Below are 18,264 nucleotides of genomic sequence, written 5' to 3'. Positions count from 1 at the left end.
CAAGCCTGGTTCAACGAGCCCCGGCGAGAGATCGCCGGGGCTTTTCTTTTAGTGGGCCGAGGAACCCGTCATCGAGGCATGGTCCTTGTCATGGAGTGCGAAGCGGTCGATCATTCCGGCGCTCGCCTCGTTGGCGCCCCGCACGGTCACGTCCACACCTCGACGGCGGCATTTGAGGACGACGTCGTCCAGCGCTCCCACCGCGGAAATGTCCCACAGATGCGCGCCGCTTACGTCGATCAGCACGTTTGCCAACGGCTCCTCGAAGTCGAAGGACTTGAGCAGGCTTTCTGCGGAGGCAAAGAAGATCTGCCCCTCCACATGATAGGTTCGGACACGACCGTCCGAGGAGAGCTCCGAGCGGACACGGAAGAGTCGCGCCACCTTGCCGGCGAAGAAGATGCCGGAGAGCAGGACACCGACCAGAACGCCTTTCGACAGGTCCTGCGTGGCGAGAACGGTCGCGACGGTCGCCAGCATGACGATCGACGAGGTTCCCGGATGGCGCTTGAGATCGACCACGGACTTCCACGAGAACGTGCCGATCGAGACCATGATCATTACCGCCACGAGTGCCGCCACCGGCACCACCCTCAACACATCGTCGAGCACGAGCAACAGCACCAGCAGGAAAGCGCCGGCGACGAAGGTCGACAGCCGCCCTCGCCCACCCGACGTAACGTTGATCACAGACTGGCCGATCATCGCACAGCCGCCCATGCCGCCGAACAGCGCCGCGACGATATTGCCGGAGCCCTGGCCGAAACACTCCTGGCTCTTGCTGCTCGTCGTATCCGTCATGTCGTCGACGATCTGCGCAGTCAGCAGGGATTCCAGGAGGCCGACGGCGGCAAGCGCGACGGAGTAAGGAAAGATGATCCGCAGCGTTTCGAAGGTCAGCGGCACCTGCGGCCAGCCGAAGGCCGGCAGTGACGTCGGCATTTCCCCGAGATCGGCGACGGTATGGACGTTAATGCCGAAGACGAGTGCCACGACCGTGACCACGATGATTGCGACCAGCGGCGACGGGACCACCTTCGTCACGTAGGGGAACAGATAAATGACCGCAAGCGCCACAGCGATCAGCACATAAGTCACGTTCGGAACGTTGATGAGCTGCGGGATCTGGGCGACGAAGATCAGGATCGCCAGCGAATTGACGAAACCGGTCATCACCGAGCGCGACACGAAACGCATCAGCCGCCCGATCTTCAGGAAGCCGGCGAGGATCTGAAGCAGCCCCATCAGGATCGTCGCTGCAAACAGATATTGGATGCCGTAGTCGCGAACCAGCGGCCCCATCAGCACGGCAGTCGCTGCGGTCGCAGCCGAGATCATCGCCGGACGTCCGCCGGTCAGCGCGGTGACGCAGGCGATTGCCACCGAGGCGAACAGGCCGACCTTGGGATCGACGCCGGCGATGACCGAAAAACCGACGGCTTCCGGAATGAGCGCCAGCGCCACGACGACGCCGGAGAGAACGTCGCCGCGAATATTGGAAAACCATTCGCGGCGGTAGGCGGAAATTCTGTTCATGAGGAGTCGTTTCGCAAAAAATCGCATCCGCCGGGAGGGTTATCCAGGTGTGGCCAAACGTCTGTTGAGGCTGATGCTTTGCGTTGTCCGGCGGATCGGCGGCCGGAAGAGCCACCCGGGAGTCACACCCGAGTCCTTGTGATGGCAAACCATAGAGGGTCGGATGCTGCGGCGCAATGTCACGAACAGAAAACCCGGCGATCGCTCGCCGGGTTCTTGTTGCTCGAAAAGAGGCGGATGAAATTATTCCAGAACCTGGATGACGGTTCGGGTCTGCGGATTGACGATAACGCGTCGATCGTTGACGACCGTGTAGGCGTAATCGTCGTAACCATCGACCCTGCGCACTTCTACCGTCTCCGGCAGGGCGGCGCCGACAGCGATCTCTCCCTCGTAGGAGATTGATGGAACGCTCTGCTCCATGACGTAGGTTCGGACCTGGCCGGGCAGGATGACCGTCGAATTGGTCGTGACCGGATCCTGGGTGATGATCGTCGTCTGGGCGTAAGCCGCGCCCGAGAGTGCGATCAGGACCGCCGATGCGGCCAGTAGGGTCTTGCGCATGTCTTTTTCTCCCTGTGCTTCTGCTGTTCTAACAACACAAGCGCGCGGATATGGTTCCCCTATTCGCTTGACGCACGGGACGCCTGGACGGCATCCTGACGCCCCAGGCGGGCGAGCGGCACCATTGGGTGACGAGGCGGGGACCGGCAACCGGGCATGGGCAGATGTTTTTTGTCACTCACAGGATCGTCCCTCTCCGAGGCCCCCTAAATAACGGTGTCTTTAGCGGAGGTTTTGCCCCATGAATTTGCCAATCCAGCCATCGACCCGGATATTCTGCCCCAGCATCGACGCGGCGATCGATAACGCACTCGCCTCCAGGCGCCTGGTCGGTACCGTCGTGATGGTCGCCAAGGACGGCGAGGTCATCTACCGCCGCGCCGCCGGTTTTGCGGACCGTGAGGCAGGGTTGCCAGCCAGCGAGGACACGATCTTCCGGCTGGCCTCGATCACCAAGCCGATCGTCACCATCGCCGCCATGCGGCTGATCGAACAGGACCGCATCGGCCTCGATGATCCGGTGACGAAATGGCTGCCGGACTTCCGGCCCCGCCTCGAGGACGGCTCAGAACCCGTGATCCTCATCCGGCATCTTCTCACCCACACGTCCGGCCTCAGCTATTGTTTCGAGCGGGATGATGGACCTTATGTCCGCGCCGGCGTCTCCGACGGCGTCGATCAGCCGGGCCTTTCGCTCGACGAGAACCTGCGCCGCATCGCCTCGGTGCCGCTGCTCTTCGCCCCCGGCACCGGCTGGCAATATTCGGTCTCGATGGACGTTCTCGGCGGCGTCATCGAAAAAGAGACCGGCAAGCGCCTCGGCGAGGCCGTTGCCGAACTGGTAATGCGGCCGCTCGGCCTCTTCGATACCGGCTTCACCGTCACCGACCGCAGCCGGCTCGCGGCCCCTTACGTCGACGGTTCGCCCGAACCGAAGCGGATGGGCGAGACCGAGAAGGTTCGCGCCCTCACTGGCACCGTGACCTTCGCCCCCGACCGCATCTTCGACCTCGCCTCGTTCCATTCCGGCGGCGGCGGCATGGCCGGGATCGCCTCCGACGTGTTGACCGTGCTCGAAACCATCCGCAAGGGCGGCGCGCCGCTGCTGTCCGAAAAGACGGTGAGCGCGATGATGACCAACCAGATCGGCGACCTGCTGGAGCCTGCCCGGCCGGGTTTCGGATTCGGTTTCGGCTGGGCGATCGTGCGCGATCCTGCAAAGGCCGGCCTGCCGGTCTCCCCCGGCTCGCTGCAATGGGGCGGCGTCTACGGCCACCACTGGTTCATGGACCTGACGCGGAAAATCACGCTGGTGGGACTGACCAATACGACGCTCGAAGGCATGTCGGGCCAGTTCACGCTGGACCTGAAAAAGGCCGTCGCCTCCGACCTTTAGGCCGGCCATCCTCAGAGATTGAATCAAAAAGCCCGGCACTTGGCCGGGCTTTTCGTTCTTTGGAGAACTCAGTCCTTCTTCGGCGTCGGCATGACGCGGATGGCGAGTTCGCGCAGCTGCTGCGGCGTGGCCGGCGACGGAGCACCCATCAAGAGATCCTGTGCCTGCTGGTTCATCGGGAACAGCGTCACTTCGCGCAGGTTCTTGGCGCCGACTAGCAGCATGACGATACGGTCGATGCCGAAGGCAGCGCCGCCATGCGGAGGCGCGCCGTACTGGAAGGCGCGGTACATGCCGCCGAACCGGTCCTCGACATCGGTCTGGCTGAGGCCGACCTTTTCGAAGGCCTTGACCATCAGTTCCGGCGACTGGTTACGGATCGAACCGGAGGCGATTTCGAAGCCGTTGCACACCGCGTCATACTGGAAGGCCTTGATCGTCAGCGGATCCTGGTTTTCCAGCGCCTCGATGCCGCCCTGCGGCATGGAGAACGGGTTGTGGGCGAAATCGAGCTTCTTGTCTTCCTCGCTCCATTCGTAGAACGGGAAGTCGACGATCCAGCACATGTCGAAACGGTCGCGGTCGACGAGGTTCAGTTCCTCGCCGGCGCGGGTGCGGGCTTCGCCTGCAAACTTGTAGAACTTGGCCGGATCGCCGGCGACGAAGAAGCAGGCGTCGCCGTCATCAAGGCCGAGCTGGGTGCGGATCGCCTCAGTGCGTTCCTCGCCGATGTTCTTGGCGAGCGGGCCGGCGCCTTCGAGCTTGTCGCCTTCCTTGCGCCAGAAGATGTAGCCGAGGCCCGGCTGGCCGGTCGACTGCGCCCAGGCGTTCATGCGGTCGCAGAATGCGCGGCTACCGCCGGTCTTGGCCGGGATCGCCCAGACTTCGACCTTCGGGTTCGAGGCGATCATGCTCGCGAACACCTTGAAGCCGGAGCCGGCGAAATGGTCGGTGACGGCCTGCATCTCGATCGGGTTGCGCAGGTCCGGCTTGTCGGAACCGTATTTGCGGATCGCCACGTCATAGGGAATGCGCGGCCAGTCCTTGGTGACCGGCTTGCCTTCGGCGAACTGTTCGAACACGCCGGTCATGACCGGACCCATCGTGTTCCAGACGTCTTCCTGGGTGACGAAGCTCATTTCCAGGTCGAGCTGGTAGAACTCGCCCGGCAGGCGGTCGGCGCGAGGGTCTTCGTCGCGGAAGCAGGGAGCGATCTGAAAATAACGGTCGAAACCGGCAACCATCAGCAGCTGCTTGTACTGCTGGGGCGCCTGCGGCAGCGCGAAGAACTTGCCCTCATGGATGCGGCTCGGCACCAGGAAGTCGCGAGCACCTTCCGGCGACGACGCGGTCAGGATCGGCGTCGAATATTCGGCGAAACCGATCTCACCCATGCGGCGGCGCATGTCGGAGATGATCTGGGTGCGCTTGACGATGTTCCTGTGCAGGGTCTCGCGGCGCAGGTCGAGGAAGCGGTACTTGAGGCGCACGTCTTCCGGATAGTCAGGTTCGCCGAACACCGGCAGCGGCAGTTCCTTGGCGGCGGAAAGCACTTCGATCTCCTGGGCGTAGAGTTCGATCTCGCCGGTCGCCATGCCCTTGTTGACGGTGTCTTCCGAGCGCGCCTTGACGAGGCCGTCGATGCGGATCACCCATTCGCCGCGAACGATCTCGGCGGTCTTGAAGGCGGGGCTATCCGGATCGGCGACGACCTGGGTCATGCCGTAATGGTCGCGAAGGTCGATGAACAGCACGCCGCCGTGATCTCGCACGCGATGCACCCAGCCGGACAGGCGGACGGTCGATCCGACGTCGGACTTCTTGAGGGCGGCACAGGTATGGCTGCGGTAACGGTGCATTTCAGTATCCTGGACGGTTAAGTTTTGCGGTCTTTTGGCGTGCGTAGCACGGCCTGCCGGCTTTATGGAAAATCGGCGGGAAAAGCGCATGATGGACATGCTTTGTCAAGGCAGAACCGATCTGCCGCCCAAAACGCCGATGCGAAATGACGGGACATCCAGCCGCGGTCAGCGTGCCGCGGCAGTCCCGAACAGGCCGCGCATCGCCCTCTCCATGAGGCGCTCACATTAGAAAGACCAAGCGTGTCGCTTATCGCTGGCCCTGCCGATGGTTCGGGATATAGAACGGGTAGAGCCATCCAAAACCTCTCCCGATTCCCGTGCAAAGCCCTCCCGATGAGCCATATCCGTCCGCTGATCCCCCTCCTCGTCACCGCAGGCATCCTCATCGGCGGCAACGGACTTCAAGGAACATATATCGCGCTGCGCGGCTCGGCCGAAGGGTTTTCACCCTCGACCATCGGCATGATCGGCGCCGGCTACAGCATCGGTTTCGCCTTCGGCTGCATGTACGTGACGCGGCTGCTCCGGCAGATCGGCCATATCCGCACCTTCTCGGCGATGGCGGCGGTCACAGCATCGGCTTCAATCGGCATGTCGATGATCATCGACCCGACCTTCTGGTTCGCGATGCGCTTCGTGATCGGCATTGCGGTCGCCAGCCTGTTTGCGACGGTCGAGAGCTGGATCAACGCCAAGGTCACCAATGCCAACCGGGCGCGCACGCTATCCGTCTACCGTTTCGTCGACCTCGGCTCGGTGACGGTGGCGCAATACATCATCCCGACGGTCGGCATCGAAGGGCCGATCATCTTCAACATCATCGCGATTGCACTGATCCTGTCGCTGGTGCCGATCTCGATTGCCGACAAGTCGAGCCCGGCGCCGCCGGAAACGATCGCCTTCAACCTCAAGGCCGTCTGGCGGATTTCGCCGCTTGCGGTCGTGGGCGTCATTTCGGTCGGCCTGTCGATGGCGGCCTTCCGCAATATCGGGCCGATCTATGCGGCAGAGATCGGCATGAGCATCACCTCGATCGCCACCTTCATGAGCGCCGGCATCATCGGCGGCGTGGTGCTGCAATATCCGCTCGGCATCTATTCCGACCGGCTCGACCGGCGCCGCGTCATCCTGTGGACGACGATCGGCTCGATCATCACCGGCGCCTATCTCTCCTTCGGGGCCGGCACCAGCGAGACCGCCAATATCGTCAGCGTCTTCCTGTTCGGCGCCTTTTCGATGCCGCTCTATTCGCTGTGCTCGGCGCATGGCAACGACTATGCCAAGCCCGGCGAGCACGCGCTGGTCTCGGCGGGCCTCTTGTTCTACTGGTCTGTCGGCGCGACGATCGGGCCGCTGCTCGCCTCGATCCTGCTGCAATATCTCGGGCCGCGTGCCTTTTTCGCCTATACCTCGTTCATCTTCCTGGGCTTCATGATCTTCACGCTGAGGCGCATGCGGGCGCGTGCCTCCGTGCCTCCGTCGGAGCGATCCTGGCGCTTTCGTGCATTGCTTCGGACCTCGGCTTATTTCAACAGGCTCGCCAGCCCGCCCGATAAAGACGAGCGCGAATAAGGGTTAAACACCGTTGCGTATTGACATATGCGGCCGGAAGGAGAAGGAAGGTTGATCACCCTCATGTGAATGAAACGATGATCCAAACGACCGCTGCACTCGAAGAAGCCTGCATCCAGCTGGCCCAATCGGACTTCATCACTATCGACACCGAGTTCCTCAGGGAAACGACCTTCTGGCCCGAGCTGTGCCTCATCCAGATGGCGAGCCCGACGGTGGAAGTCCTCGTCGATCCGCTCGCCAAGGGGCTGAGCCTGAAACCCTTCTTCGAGCTGATGGCCAATCCCGCCGTCACCAAGGTGTTTCACGCCGCCCGCCAGGATATCGAAATCATCCACCATCTCGGCAATCTGGTGCCGCATCCGATCTTCGACACGCAGGTCGCCGCCATGGTCTGCGGCTTCGGCGACTCTGTCTCCTACGACCAGCTCGTCAACCGCATCAAGGGCGAGAATCTCGACAAGTCCTCGCGCTTCACCGACTGGAGCCGCCGGCCGCTTTCCGACAAGCAGCTCGAATATGCGCTGGCCGACGTCACCCATCTGCGCGACGTCTATCTCTTCCTCAAGGCCCAGCTCGAACGGGAAGGCCGCGCGCTGTGGCTGACCGAGGAAATGGCCGTGCTGGAATCCCCCGGCACCTATGACCTGCATCCGGACGACGCCTGGGTGCGCCTCAAGTCGCGGCTGCGCAAGCCGGCCGAACTCGCCGTCCTGAAATACGTCGCCGCCTGGCGCGAGCGCGAAGCGCGCAACCGCAATGTGCCGCGCTCCCGCGTGCTGAAGGACGACGCGATCTACGAGATCGCCCAGCAGCAGCCGAAGGACGTGGAAGCCATGTCGCGGCTCCGCACCATTCCGAAAGGCTGGGAGCGCTCCGCCTCCGGCACCGCCATCATCGAAGCGGTCAATGCCGCGCTCGCCCTGCCGAAGACCGAGATGCCGCATGCGCCGAAACATGTGCATGTCCCGGAAGGGACCGCGGCCGCCGTCGAGCTGCTCAAGGTTCTCCTGAAGCTGATCTCCGACAAGCAGGGCGTCGCCGCCAAGATCATCGCCAATACGGACGATCTCGAAAGGATCGCCGCCGAGGGCGAGGCAGCCGATGTCGGAGCCTTGCATGGCTGGCGCCGCGACCTTTTCGGCGACACCGCGCTCAAATTGATCAGCGGCGGCGTGGCACTGCGCTTCGTCAACAAGAAGGTCGAGGCGGTGGAGCTTTAAGGGTTATGCCCCAATCGCTTGCCCCTAAGACCGCCCGGCATTTCTTGACAAGCGCCCTGCCCCATATCCCCGGCGACTATGTGGGCAAACACTGGCTGGCGAGCTTCGCCACCCTAGCGCTCGAAGCATGAACGGCAGGATGAGGCTTCTCCCATCCTCTCGCCTGCTGGTGGCGATTGCCGTCTTCCTGTCGCTGCTTCTCATCGCCCTGATGGAAGCGTCAGGGTTCGGGGCCTTTTCGCCGCTCTGGAACCGCCCGATCGTCCGGGTGATCTGCGCCGCCAACCTGCTCGTCGGCCTGGCGGGCCTGATGACGGCGAAGCACGTCGCCTGGATCAACTACCTGCTCCTCGGCGTCACCACTTATGTCGTGGCCTCGACCACGCCGATCGCGGCGCTCTGGATCATTCCGAGGACTGCGTTCCTCGCCGTCAGGCATGCATTTTCGAGCCTTTGGTGATCTTGTCGACGATCTTCTTGTCAGTCCTGATCGCGATGCCCACCAGCTTCGCATCCTCCGGCGAGAACTGCGCAAAGACCTCGCGGTTGGCCGCATCATGGCCGGTCGAGAACATTTCCTCGATATAGGCCGACGTCGTCACCTCCCGTTCCAGCGAGCGCCGGTGGATGGTGCGCAGCGTCTCCTGGTCGGCGGTCAGCACCACGATCGGCTGGATGCTCATCGGATTGTAGACATGACCCGCCGCATCCCGATATGCTTGGCCGATGATCGCGGGATTTTGCGCGATGATGCCGCTCGTCAGAAACGCGGTCACATTGAGCTCCTGCCAGGGGGCGAGGTCATCGCGAAGCACGATCGCGATCTTGGTATCGAACATGAAGAACAACTCCGTCGAAGGTTATGCGAGAACTGACGAGATAGCGGCAGCCGATGCCGCGGGTCTTGAACGTTCGTGCAGCGCCGCAAGCACGTCTGGCGGCAGCTCCGATGCTATGCCTGACGGCAGCGCAAGGGGCGCGCCTGATGGCATCGTCCAGGCGCCCTCCTCACGCGGCATCGAGCGGATCGAGGCACGGTTCCACGGGCTCGGTTTCGCGCCGCATCGCCACGACACCTATGCGATCGGGCTGACGCTTTCCGGCGTGCAGACCTTCCAGTATCGCGGTGCCGCCCGCGCCAGCCTGCCCGGCAATGTCATCGTGCTGCATCCGGACGAGGTGCATGACGGTGCGGCCGGCACCGACGCCGGGCTGCGCTACCGCATGCTCTACCTGCCGCCGGAGCGGCTGATCGAGGCGGCCGGCGGTTCGCGCGGCCTGCCCTTCGTGCCGGATCCCATCATAGCGGATGCGGAATTCCGGCAGTGTCTTGTCGAAGCCCTGGACGATCTCGCGGCCGAGCCGCAGGAGCTGCTGCTCGACGACCTGATCGGCCGCATGGCAACAAGCCTCTGGCGCCATGCGGACGGCAAGGGTGGTGCGCCGGGCACGCCGCGCGCGCAGCAGGCGGTTCTGCGCTGCCGCGATTACCTGCGGGCGAATTCGGACCGCACGGTTTCCTCCGAGGAACTTGAGGAGGTGAGCGGCTTCGACCGCTACACGACAGCAAGACAGTTCCGGAAACTTCTGGGAACGAGCCCGCACCGCTACCTCGTCATGCGCCGGCTCGATCGGGCAAAGATCATGCTGTCGGAAGGCTGCAGCCTGGCGGATGTCGCGGTCGATACGGGCTTTGCCGATCAGGCGCATTTCACCCGTCATTTCAAGAAGACATTCGGCATGACGCCTGGCCGCTGGATGGCGCTCAAGCGTAGCGCCTAAGTTCCCGTGGCATTTGTGAAATTACCGTCATCAAAGCTTCACCGAAGCGTCAATCTTCCATCACCTCACCGTCATGCACTCGCCTTAACCGGTTGGCGTCTTCGACACGCCAACCAACAGGTGATCCCATGACCAAAATTCTGTTCGCTACCGTGGCGCTTGCCGCGCTGATCGGCGGCTCCGCTTCCGCCGACGACAAGGTATTCCCGGCCAAGCTCACCGGCCAGGCGATCCTGCCGGCCAACACGGTCGTTCCGGCTCCGGCTGATGCGCCGGCGTTCCTCAAGACTTCCGGCAAGTTCACCACCGCCGACCGCAAGCGCACGGAAGCCCTCGGCACCCTGCCGGGCAAGGACGGCGCCCGCGTCACCGACGTCAAGCTGCCGCTCGACGGCCAGCCTGTCCAGGGTTTCTCCGGCATCAAGACCATGGCCGACGGCACGTTCTGGACGCTGTCGGACAACGGTTTCGGCGGCAAGAGCAATTCCTCCGACGCCATGCTGTTCCTGCACCAGATGAAATTCGACTGGGCCGCCAACAAGGCCGAAGTCGTCAAGAACGTCTTCCTCTCCGACCCGAACAAGATCGCGCCGTTCCCGATCGTTACGGAAGCCTCGGAGACCCGTTACCTCACCGGCGCCGATTTCGACATCGAATCGATCCAGCCGGTCGCCGACGGCTTCTGGCTCGGCGACGAGTTCGGCCCCTACCTCATCAAGGTCGACATGCAGGGCCGCCTGACCGACGTCGTATCGACGCTCGTCGATGGCAAGCCGGTGACGTCTCCCGATAGCCCGCTCGTCCAGCTGCAGGCCAACCCGGTCGCCAAGGCACCGGTCTTCAACGTGAAGCGCTCCGGCGGCTACGAAGGCCTCGCCATGTCCAAGGACGGCGGCAAGCTCTACGGCCTGCTCGAAGGCCCGCTCTACAAGGAAGACGGCAAGGTCGAAGACGCAGACGGGCTGACCGCGCTGCGGGTCATCGAGTTCGACGTTGCCTCCAAGAAGTGGACCGGCCGCTCCTGGCTTTACCCGCTCTCCAAGGGCGGCGAGGCGATCGGCGATTTCAACATGATCGATGCGACCACCGCTCTGGTCATCGAGCGCGACAACGGCGCCGGCACCGCCGACAAGCCCTGCGCCGACCCGGCAAAGCCGGAGCCGACCTGCTTCAACGCACCTGCCAAGCACAAGCGCGTCTACAAGATCGAAATGACCGACGCCAATGTCGGCAAGGCCGTCCGCAAGATCGGCTATATCGACCTGATGAACATCCAGGACCCGGACAACAAGAAGAAGGCCGGCAGCGTCGCCGGCGTCTATGATATGCCGTTCGTGACGATCGAGAACGTCGACGTCATCGACGCCACCCACATCATCATCGGCAACGACAACAACCTCCCCTTCTCCGCCGGCCGCGCCGTCGACAAGGCCGACAACAACGAGTTCAGCGTACTCGAAGTCGGTGAGTTTTTGGCTGCGAAGTAGGCAGCAGACGTCCAAAAAGCGAAGAGCGTCCGGTGAAAGCCGGGCGCTCTTTTTGCTTGGGGCACGGAGATAGAGCAGCCCGGCGATTCACGAGGACCATTCATCCATAAAATGGCACAATGTTATGTATTTCGCACATCTACAGCAATAATCCGTATTGAGATAGGGTGTCCATCATTGAGGCGGCGGCATGGGCCGACAGCTCTTGCCGCAGCGTGAGCTTGCCTGCGTGGTTGGCAGCCGATGACTGGAAAGGTCTAAACTCAAAGATGTCCAAAAAAGAAAAGCCACTTATCGCGATTGTCGGGGCAACGAGCAAACAGGGGCGAAGCGTAGCCGCGGCACTTCTTCGTAGCGAGCGTTTCCGTGTACGTGCTTTAACCCGGAAAAAGGATTCAGCTGCGGCTTTAAGCCTGGAGAAACTCGGTGCCGAAATCGTCACTGCCCCTCTCGAACCTGGCTTTAAGATGGATCTCATTGCTGCATTCAAAGGCGCGGATGGCGCATTTCTGATGACGCCACCCATCGCCCCGCCGCAGACAACCGAGGCTCCTCTCGGCCGAGAACTGGCCGATGCCGCAGCTGAGGCAGGTGTCGGGCATATTGTTTTCAGCACCCTCGAGAATGTCGACAAGATCTCCGGCGGGACGAAGTACGCCCCGCACTTTACCGACAAAGCGTGCGTTGCAGACTACATTCGCGGCCTGCCGATCTCTCATTCCTTCATAATGCTGGCATTCTTTTACACGAACCTTCTCGAGTATTATGTGCCGCGCATGGAGGGGGATACTCTCCTCTTGCCGGTTTATCTTCCTGAGGATTTCCGAGCTCCTTTTGTCGATCCGCTCACTGCGACAGGGCCGGTTGTCCTCGAGATTTTTTCAAATCCCGGGCCTTACAATGGGAAAACTCTGCCGATCGTCGGCGATATTATTTCTCCGCGCGAGATGATCGAAACTTTTCAGCGCGTGACCGGCCTTAAAGCTGAGTATCGAAACGCGTTCACCAGGGATGGGCTTCTGCAATATTTTCCGGAGTTTGCCGCTAACGAACTTCTCGTGCGAGAACTTCTAGGGATGGTCGAGTATGCTGTCGAATATGGTTATTTCGGCAAAGAGCATGATCTCGAATGGAGTCGTCGTCTGAACCCCGATATGCTCAACTGGGAACAGTATCTGCGGACGACGGGGTGGCGTGGCCATAGGCGATCTTTCGGCCTCTGATTCACGATGACCGGATTCCTGGTAACTCAGAAACCTTAGCGACAAGAAAGTCGGCGAGAAGCCGGACGCGTGCAATGGCTGCACGATCTGGAACGATAAGCAAGCTCACCGGGACCGGTGGAGGACGATAGTCCCCAAGCACGATCTCGAGCTGACCGTCGTCCAGAAGGTCGTCGACCAGCCAGATATGCGCAGGACCAATGCCGCGTCCGGCGGCAAAGGCCTGGCGTGCGGCAAGCCCGTGATCGACGCGCAACTTCCCACCGACTGGTATCATTAGGCTTGTGCCATCGTGAGAGAAAAGAATGATCTGATCGCTCCCAGCAACATTCGACATCACGACCGTTTCGAACCGCGACAGATCGGCTGGATGCTCAGGCCGTCCGTGAACGGACAAATAATTCGGAGCACCCACCAGCAGCCGATGGCTTTCTCCCAGCGCATGAAGCTTCATCGAGCTGTCAGTGAGAGGCCCAAGACGGAGCGCAATGTCAACGCCTTCGCGAACTAGGTCGATGCGCTCGTCGGTCAGGTTGAGATCGACCTTGATGTCCGGATGCTTGTCCTGGAATTCAAAGATAAGGCGGGTAATGTGCATCACGCCGAGCGCTGCAGTACAGGAAAGCCTAACTGTACCCGCCGGGGCCTGACGGGCATTTCTCACTTCTTCGGCAGCCTGCTCGACCAGACGCAATATCTGACGGCAATTCGTATAATAACGGCTGCCTTCGTCCGTAAGGGTCACGCGACGTGTGGTTCGGCTGAGCAGAGATACGCCGACTGCGTCTTCAAGTTCATTAAGGTGCCGTGTCACGGTCGATTGACCGACACCGAGTTCTCTTGCGACTAGCGACAGGTTGCCGCGTTCGGCGACGCGAACAAAGGTGCGCATTCGGTCAAGAGACAATCCCGCGTTATCCATTTTTCAGCACAACAATCCTCATTCTGCCCCAATAGGGAATAATCTTGCCTGTGCCTAGTTCGAAGCGCATAACTCGGCCTTTTCGAACACAGTCCGTTCACAGCTCTTCCACTCATCGCTATGCGAGCCGAGATTCTCGCCGAAGTCTGGATATCGCGCCGGCATCAATGGCTCTTATCTGCTCCGCGACATCGGCTGGTGGTTCCAGCGCCCTAACCGTTTCAGGGTCGGCGGTCATGGGCGATCCGGCGAATGGAGGTTCAGGCGCATATTCCATCATCAACTGGATTTTCCGCGCAACCTCTTCACCTGCCAGCTTGGCGGCCATGACCAAGCCAAGGTCGATACCTGCCGTCACGCCGCCACCGGTGGCCCGCGTCCGGTCAAGTACGACCCGCCGGTTTACGGGAATTGCTCCGAAAGTTGAGAGCCGATGCAGCGCCGTCCAGTGAGTGGTGCACTCGTAGCCCTGAAGCAGACCAGCGGCAGCAAGCACCAGCGTGCCTGTGCAGGCAGCCATCAGGAACTGGCAGCCGGGTTCCTGGCGACGTAGAAACGAGAGAAGGCGTTCGTCCTGCATCGCATCCAGATGGCCGGGCCCGCCCGGAACAACCACGATGTCGAGCTGACCGCATGCTTCAAGCAGCATGCTTGGGACAATACTCAGTCCGCTCGCACTTCGAACGGGAGCGTGTCCGTCAGCCAGCAAATGGCAACGGGTATTGGGCAGCCGCGTCAGAACTTCCCAGGGGCCGGTCAAATCAAGCTGGGTCAGCCCGTCAAACAGGACAAAGCCGATCTCACGAGGGCGCGCGTTCAGAGACATCGAATCTTGCTCAGCCGATTAAACGGGGTGATGTTGGTTCGCGAGCATACACGAGAAAATACTGTTGGACGCAACCTGACAATTTCCACTGCCCTGCCGCAAAGCAGCCGCTCTCCTGCCCTACCCGCCGTCCGCCCTACTCGAACCGGAACGCCAGCCGCTTGCCCGTCAGCCTCGCCAGCTGCTGCAGACGGCCGTCCAGCCGCTCGCCGGCAAAATTGCGGTAGGCGGAAGGCACCACGAATTCGAGGTCGAGATCCGGCTCGGAGGACGGGCGGAAGGTCAGGTGATCGACGAGGCCCGGCATCGAGGCGGAGAAGAGATAGACGACCCGGAGCAGACCGCCGAGCAACTTTGCGAGATCGAGCAGGCGGGGCGTGGCGATCGTCGCCAGCGGGCCGGTCGCACCGTCGTCGTGCAGGCCCTCGAAACGGTAGTAGTTGGCGAGCGCCAGATAGGCACGGCCGGCATGGGTGATGCCGACGAAGGAGGAATGGGCGATCAGGTTCAGCGCCTGCAGGCCGCGATAATCCGGATGGGCGCGCCAGCTGATATCGGCGAGCAGGCAGGCAGCCTGGCGATAGCGGCTTTCCTCTTCCGTCTCGACAATCCCGAAGGCCGGCACCATGCGGCCGGTCCAGTCGGCAAGCTCGCGGGCGTGTTCGGGCGATCGGGCGCGCAGGATTGCGAGCTGGTCGGCGGCGACCAGCAGCGGATCGCCTGCCTTCTCTTCTTCGGAAAGCAGCGAATAGAGATAGCCTTCGCGAACGCCCTGCGCCGAAAAGCTCACCCTGGCGGGCTTCATCACCGCCAGGACTTCCTGCATGGCGATCGCACCGAAGGGCAGCAGCGAACGGCGGCTCTTCGAGACGGCCTGCCAGGCGGGGTCCTTGCTGTCCTTGGCGGCAATCACCTCGTCGAGGAATTTCTGCATATCCTCTAGAGACAGCTCGTAGCCCTGCATCATGTGCAGCGGATACTTGCTCATCTCCATGTGCAGCTTGGCGATGTTACGCCAGGTGCCGCCGACGGCATAGAAGGTGCGGCCCGCGCCGTTTTCCAGGAACCGCGCCGTGTTCACCTGCTTGCGGGCGAAGGTGCGCGCCTTGGAAAGCGAATTGCCGGAGGATTCCGACAGCCGCAGCCCCCCGAGCGGCAGGGTGATGCCCTTGCCGGACTCCTTGCCATTGATATCGATCAGTTCCAGCGAGCCGCCGCCGAGGTCGCCGGCAATGCCGTCCGGGTCATGGAAGCCGCTGATGACGCCGAGCGCCGAATACCGGGCCTCCTCCTCGCCGGACAGAAGCTGGACCTGCTGGCCGAGGATCTCTTCCGCCTGGCGGATGAAATCCGGGCCGTTCGACGCTTCGCGGGCGGCCGCGGTCGCCAGCACGTAGACTTCGGTTGCCTGTGCCTGGGTGGACAGCGCCCGGAAGCGCTTCAGCGACAACAGGGCGCGTTCGACGCCCTCGTCGTCCATGCGGCCGTTCGAACCCAATCCCTTGCCGAGGCCGCACAGGACCTTCTCGTTGAAGAGGACGGTCGGCGCGCGGGACAGGCCTTCGTAGATAACGACGCGGACGGAGTTCGAGCCGATGTCGATGACGGAGACAGGAGCGATCCCCGGAAGGCGCCCCTGGGCTTCTGATCGTACCATATTGCCTATTTCTTGCGTCCCGACACAAGGCCGGCGATAAGTTTCGGGGCACTCGACTTCAGGGCTTCACCGCGCCCCGAGAGGCTCGGATTGGTCATGAAATAGTGCTGCGCGTTAAAAGGTTCCTCGCCCTTGCGCACTTCCATACGCCGCGACGTGCCGTCGGCCAATATCTCGTAGCTCTGCTGGTTGTCAATCAGGTTGCCCAGCATGATCTGGGATAAAACCTGCTCGTGCACGGTCGGATTGAGGAGCGGCACCAGCGTCTCGACCCGACGGTCGAGATTGCGCGGCATCATGTCGGCGGAGCCGATATAGACGAGCGCCTTGTCGGACGGCAGGCCGAAACCGTTGCCGAAGCAGAAGATGCGGCTGTGTTCCAGGAAGCGGCCGACGATCGACTTGACGCGGATATTGTCGGAGAGGCCGGCCACCCGCGGGCGCAGGCAGCAGATGCCGCGCACGACGAGATCGATGTCGACGCCGGCGCGGCTGGCGCGATAGAGCGCGTCGATGATCTCCGGATCGACCAGCGAATTCATCTTCATCCAGATTGCCGCCGGCTTGCCTTCCTGGGCGTGGCAGATCTCCTCCTCGATATGGCGCAGGATGCGCGGCCGGAGCGTATAGGGCGAGACCGCCAGCTTCATGCTTTCGGCCGGCTCGCCGTAACCGGTGATGAAGTTGAAGATGTTCGCCATGTCGTGGGCGATCTTCGGGTTGCAGGTGAAGAAGGACAGGTCCGTATAGATCTTGGCGGTGATCGGGTGGTAGTTGCCGGTGCCGAGATGGCAATAGGTCCTGAGCTTGCCGTCCTCGCGGCGCACCACCATCGACATCTTGGCATGGGTCTTCAGTTCGATGAAACCGAAGACGACCTGCACGCCGGCGCGCTCCAGGTCTCGCGCCCAGCGGATGTTGGCCTCTTCGTCGAATCGGGCCTTGAGCTCGACCAGCGCCGTCACCGACTTGCCGGCCTCGGCCGCGTCGATCAGCGCTCGGACGATCGGGCTGTCGTTCGAGGTGCGGTAGAGCGTCTGCTTGATGGCGAGCACGTCCGGGTCGCGCGCCGCCTGCAGAAGGAACTGCACAACCACGTCAAAGGACTCATAAGGGTGATGGACCACCATGTCCTTTTCGCGGATAGCTGCAAGGCAGTCGCCGGCGTGTTCGCGAACCCGCTCGGGAAATCGGGCATTGTGGGTCTCGAAGCGCAGGTCGTCGCGTGGCGCCTTGGTGATCTCCGACAGGGTGTTGAGCGCCAGAAGGCCCGGCAGAACCGCGACGCGGTTTTCCGGCACCCCGAGTTCCTGCACCACGAACTGGCGGAGCGACGCCGGCATTTCCGAATCGGTCTCGATGCGGATGACCTTGCCGCGGCGGCGGCGTTTCAGCGCCGTTTCGAAGAAGCGCACCAGATCTTCTGCCTCTTCCTCGACTTCGATATCGCTGTCGCGGATGATGCGGAACGTGCCCGCGCCCTTCACCTCGTAACCGGGGAAGAGCCGGTCGGTGAACATGCCGACCACATCCTCCAGCGTGATATAGCGGATCGCTGTGTTGAGGTCCGGCAACCGGATGAAGCGGTCGAGCGTGGTCGGCAGGCGTAAGAGCCCGGTCATCGGCTCCTTGCCGTGCTTGCTGTGCAGCTGCAAGCCCATCGAGAAGCCGAGGTTGGGGATGAACGGGAACGGATGGGCCGGGTCGATCGACAGCGGCGTCAGGACCGGGAAAAGTTCGTCGTCGAAGGAGTTCGCCAGCCAGTTGCGGTCCTCGGCGGACAGCGCCGCCGGCCTGACGATCAGGATGTCTTCCTTGGCGAGATACTGCTGCAGCACGGCGAGCGAGGCCTGCTGCTCCATCTGCAGGTTGTCGATCTCCTGCAGGATGTTGTCGAGCTGTTCGGCCGGCGTCTTGCCGTCCGGGCTGCGGATGACGATGCCCTGGCGCACCTGGCCTTCGAGGCCGGCGACGCGCACCATGAAGAATTCGTCGAGATTGGCCGCCGAGATCGACAGGAAGCGGACCCGCTCCAGAAGCGGATGGGCGGTATTCAGCGTTTCCTCGAGGACGCGGCGGTTGAACTGCAGCCAGGAGAATTCACGATTGATGAACCGGTCCGGACTGGTCATCAGGTCGAAGTCGGTATTGGCCGCCTCCAGGCCGGGCTCGCGCGCTTCAGTCGTGATCGAATCCATCTCATCCATCCCAATG

At 62.2% G+C, this 18,264-nt stretch carries 15 protein-coding genes and 1 other annotated feature; of the genes, 7 read left to right on the top strand and 8 right to left on the bottom strand.

Annotated elements, in window-relative coordinates; translation table 11 throughout:
- Positions 1–48 precede the first annotated feature (48 nt).
- A complete protein-coding gene (locus LZK81_RS07555) occupies positions 49–1,536 on the bottom strand; it encodes a SulP family inorganic anion transporter (protein ID WP_233955689.1) in 1,488 nt (495 codons plus the stop codon).
- A gap of 81 nt (positions 1,537–1,617) precedes the next feature.
- Positions 1,618–1,675 (bottom strand) — a sequence feature (sul1 is cis-regulatory element that is thought to sense ions involved in sulfur or methionine metabolism; They are found in Alphaproteobacteria).
- Positions 1,676–1,779: 104 nt separating this feature from the next.
- The gene (locus LZK81_RS07550) at positions 1,780–2,100 is read right to left on the bottom strand and encodes a DUF1236 domain-containing protein (protein ID WP_046605579.1); all 321 of its coding nucleotides are present in this window, start codon (positions 2,098–2,100) and stop codon (positions 1,780–1,782) included.
- Positions 2,101–2,341: 241 nt separating this feature from the next.
- Between LZK81_RS07550 and LZK81_RS07545 the strand changes: the two genes are divergently transcribed.
- The gene (locus LZK81_RS07545; RefSeq protein WP_233955688.1) at positions 2,342–3,496 is read left to right on the top strand and encodes a serine hydrolase domain-containing protein; all 1,155 of its coding nucleotides are present in this window, start codon (positions 2,342–2,344) and stop codon (positions 3,494–3,496) included.
- Positions 3,497–3,564: 68 nt separating this feature from the next.
- Here LZK81_RS07545 and aspS read toward each other — a convergent pair whose 3' ends face one another.
- Positions 3,565–5,355, bottom strand: a complete 1,791-nt coding sequence (aspS, locus tag LZK81_RS07540; protein ID WP_046605581.1) for an aspartate--tRNA ligase — start codon at positions 5,353–5,355, stop codon at positions 3,565–3,567.
- Between the two features lie 336 nt (positions 5,356–5,691).
- On the opposite strand from aspS, the gene LZK81_RS07535 reads away from it, so the two are divergent.
- The 3 genes from LZK81_RS07535 to LZK81_RS07525 all read left to right on the top strand — a co-directional run bounded on the left by LZK81_RS07535 (position 5,692) and on the right by LZK81_RS07525 (position 8,613).
- Positions 5,692–6,930 (top strand): MFS transporter, encoded by a 1,239-nt coding sequence (locus LZK81_RS07535; protein WP_233955687.1) that lies wholly within the window; start codon positions 5,692–5,694, stop codon positions 6,928–6,930.
- A 77-nt stretch (positions 6,931–7,007) separates the two neighbouring features.
- Positions 7,008–8,153 (top strand): ribonuclease D, encoded by a 1,146-nt coding sequence (gene rnd / locus LZK81_RS07530; RefSeq protein ID WP_046605739.1) that lies wholly within the window; start codon positions 7,008–7,010, stop codon positions 8,151–8,153.
- A 139-nt stretch (positions 8,154–8,292) separates the two neighbouring features.
- Complete coding sequence (locus tag LZK81_RS07525) at positions 8,293–8,613, top strand: hypothetical protein (RefSeq protein ID WP_233955686.1); 321 nt, start codon at positions 8,293–8,295, stop codon at positions 8,611–8,613.
- On the opposite strand, the gene LZK81_RS07520 is transcribed toward LZK81_RS07525, so the two are convergent.
- Entirely contained in the window at positions 8,585–8,992 is a 408-nt protein-coding gene (locus tag LZK81_RS07520; protein ID WP_233955685.1) for a DUF2000 family protein, read from the bottom strand. The genes LZK81_RS07525 and LZK81_RS07520 overlap by 29 nt on opposite strands.
- A gap of 115 nt (positions 8,993–9,107) precedes the next feature.
- Between LZK81_RS07520 and LZK81_RS07515 the strand changes: the two genes are divergently transcribed.
- The 3 genes from LZK81_RS07515 (at position 9,108) to LZK81_RS07505 (ending at position 12,645) form a co-directional block, all read left to right on the top strand.
- Positions 9,108–9,935, top strand: coding sequence for an AraC family transcriptional regulator (locus LZK81_RS07515; protein ID WP_233956500.1), 828 nt, complete (start codon positions 9,108–9,110; stop codon positions 9,933–9,935).
- A 128-nt stretch (positions 9,936–10,063) separates the two neighbouring features.
- A complete protein-coding gene (locus tag LZK81_RS07510; protein ID WP_046609881.1) occupies positions 10,064–11,422 on the top strand; it encodes an esterase-like activity of phytase family protein in 1,359 nt (452 codons plus the stop codon).
- Positions 11,423–11,691: 269 nt separating this feature from the next.
- Positions 11,692–12,645 carry an NmrA/HSCARG family protein gene (locus LZK81_RS07505; protein ID WP_233956499.1) on the top strand — a complete coding sequence of 318 codons (954 nt, stop codon included), beginning with the start codon at positions 11,692–11,694 and terminating at the stop codon, positions 12,643–12,645.
- Position 12,646: 1 nt separating this feature from the next.
- Here LZK81_RS07505 and LZK81_RS07500 read toward each other — a convergent pair whose 3' ends face one another.
- The 4 genes from LZK81_RS07500 to LZK81_RS07485 all read right to left on the bottom strand — a co-directional run bounded on the left by LZK81_RS07500 (position 12,647) and on the right by LZK81_RS07485 (position 18,257).
- Complete coding sequence (locus LZK81_RS07500; protein WP_046605588.1) at positions 12,647–13,567, bottom strand: LysR family transcriptional regulator; 921 nt, start codon at positions 13,565–13,567, stop codon at positions 12,647–12,649.
- Positions 13,568–13,685: 118 nt separating this feature from the next.
- The gene (locus LZK81_RS07495; RefSeq protein ID WP_052753569.1) at positions 13,686–14,393 is read right to left on the bottom strand and encodes a DJ-1/PfpI family protein; all 708 of its coding nucleotides are present in this window, start codon (positions 14,391–14,393) and stop codon (positions 13,686–13,688) included.
- 136 nt (positions 14,394–14,529) lie between these two features.
- Positions 14,530–16,050, bottom strand: a complete 1,521-nt coding sequence (gene ppx / locus LZK81_RS07490) for an exopolyphosphatase (RefSeq protein WP_233955684.1) — start codon at positions 16,048–16,050, stop codon at positions 14,530–14,532.
- Positions 16,051–16,055: 5 nt separating this feature from the next.
- A complete protein-coding gene (locus tag LZK81_RS07485; RefSeq protein WP_370649276.1) occupies positions 16,056–18,257 on the bottom strand; it encodes an RNA degradosome polyphosphate kinase in 2,202 nt (733 codons plus the stop codon).
- Positions 18,258–18,264 lie beyond the last annotated feature (7 nt).

Source organism: Neorhizobium galegae (assembly GCF_021391675.1).
Classification (GTDB): Bacteria; Pseudomonadota; Alphaproteobacteria; order Rhizobiales; family Rhizobiaceae; genus Neorhizobium; species Neorhizobium galegae_B.
Note: the sequence above shows the minus strand (reverse complement) of the source record. Positions and strands in the feature narration are given on the sequence as shown.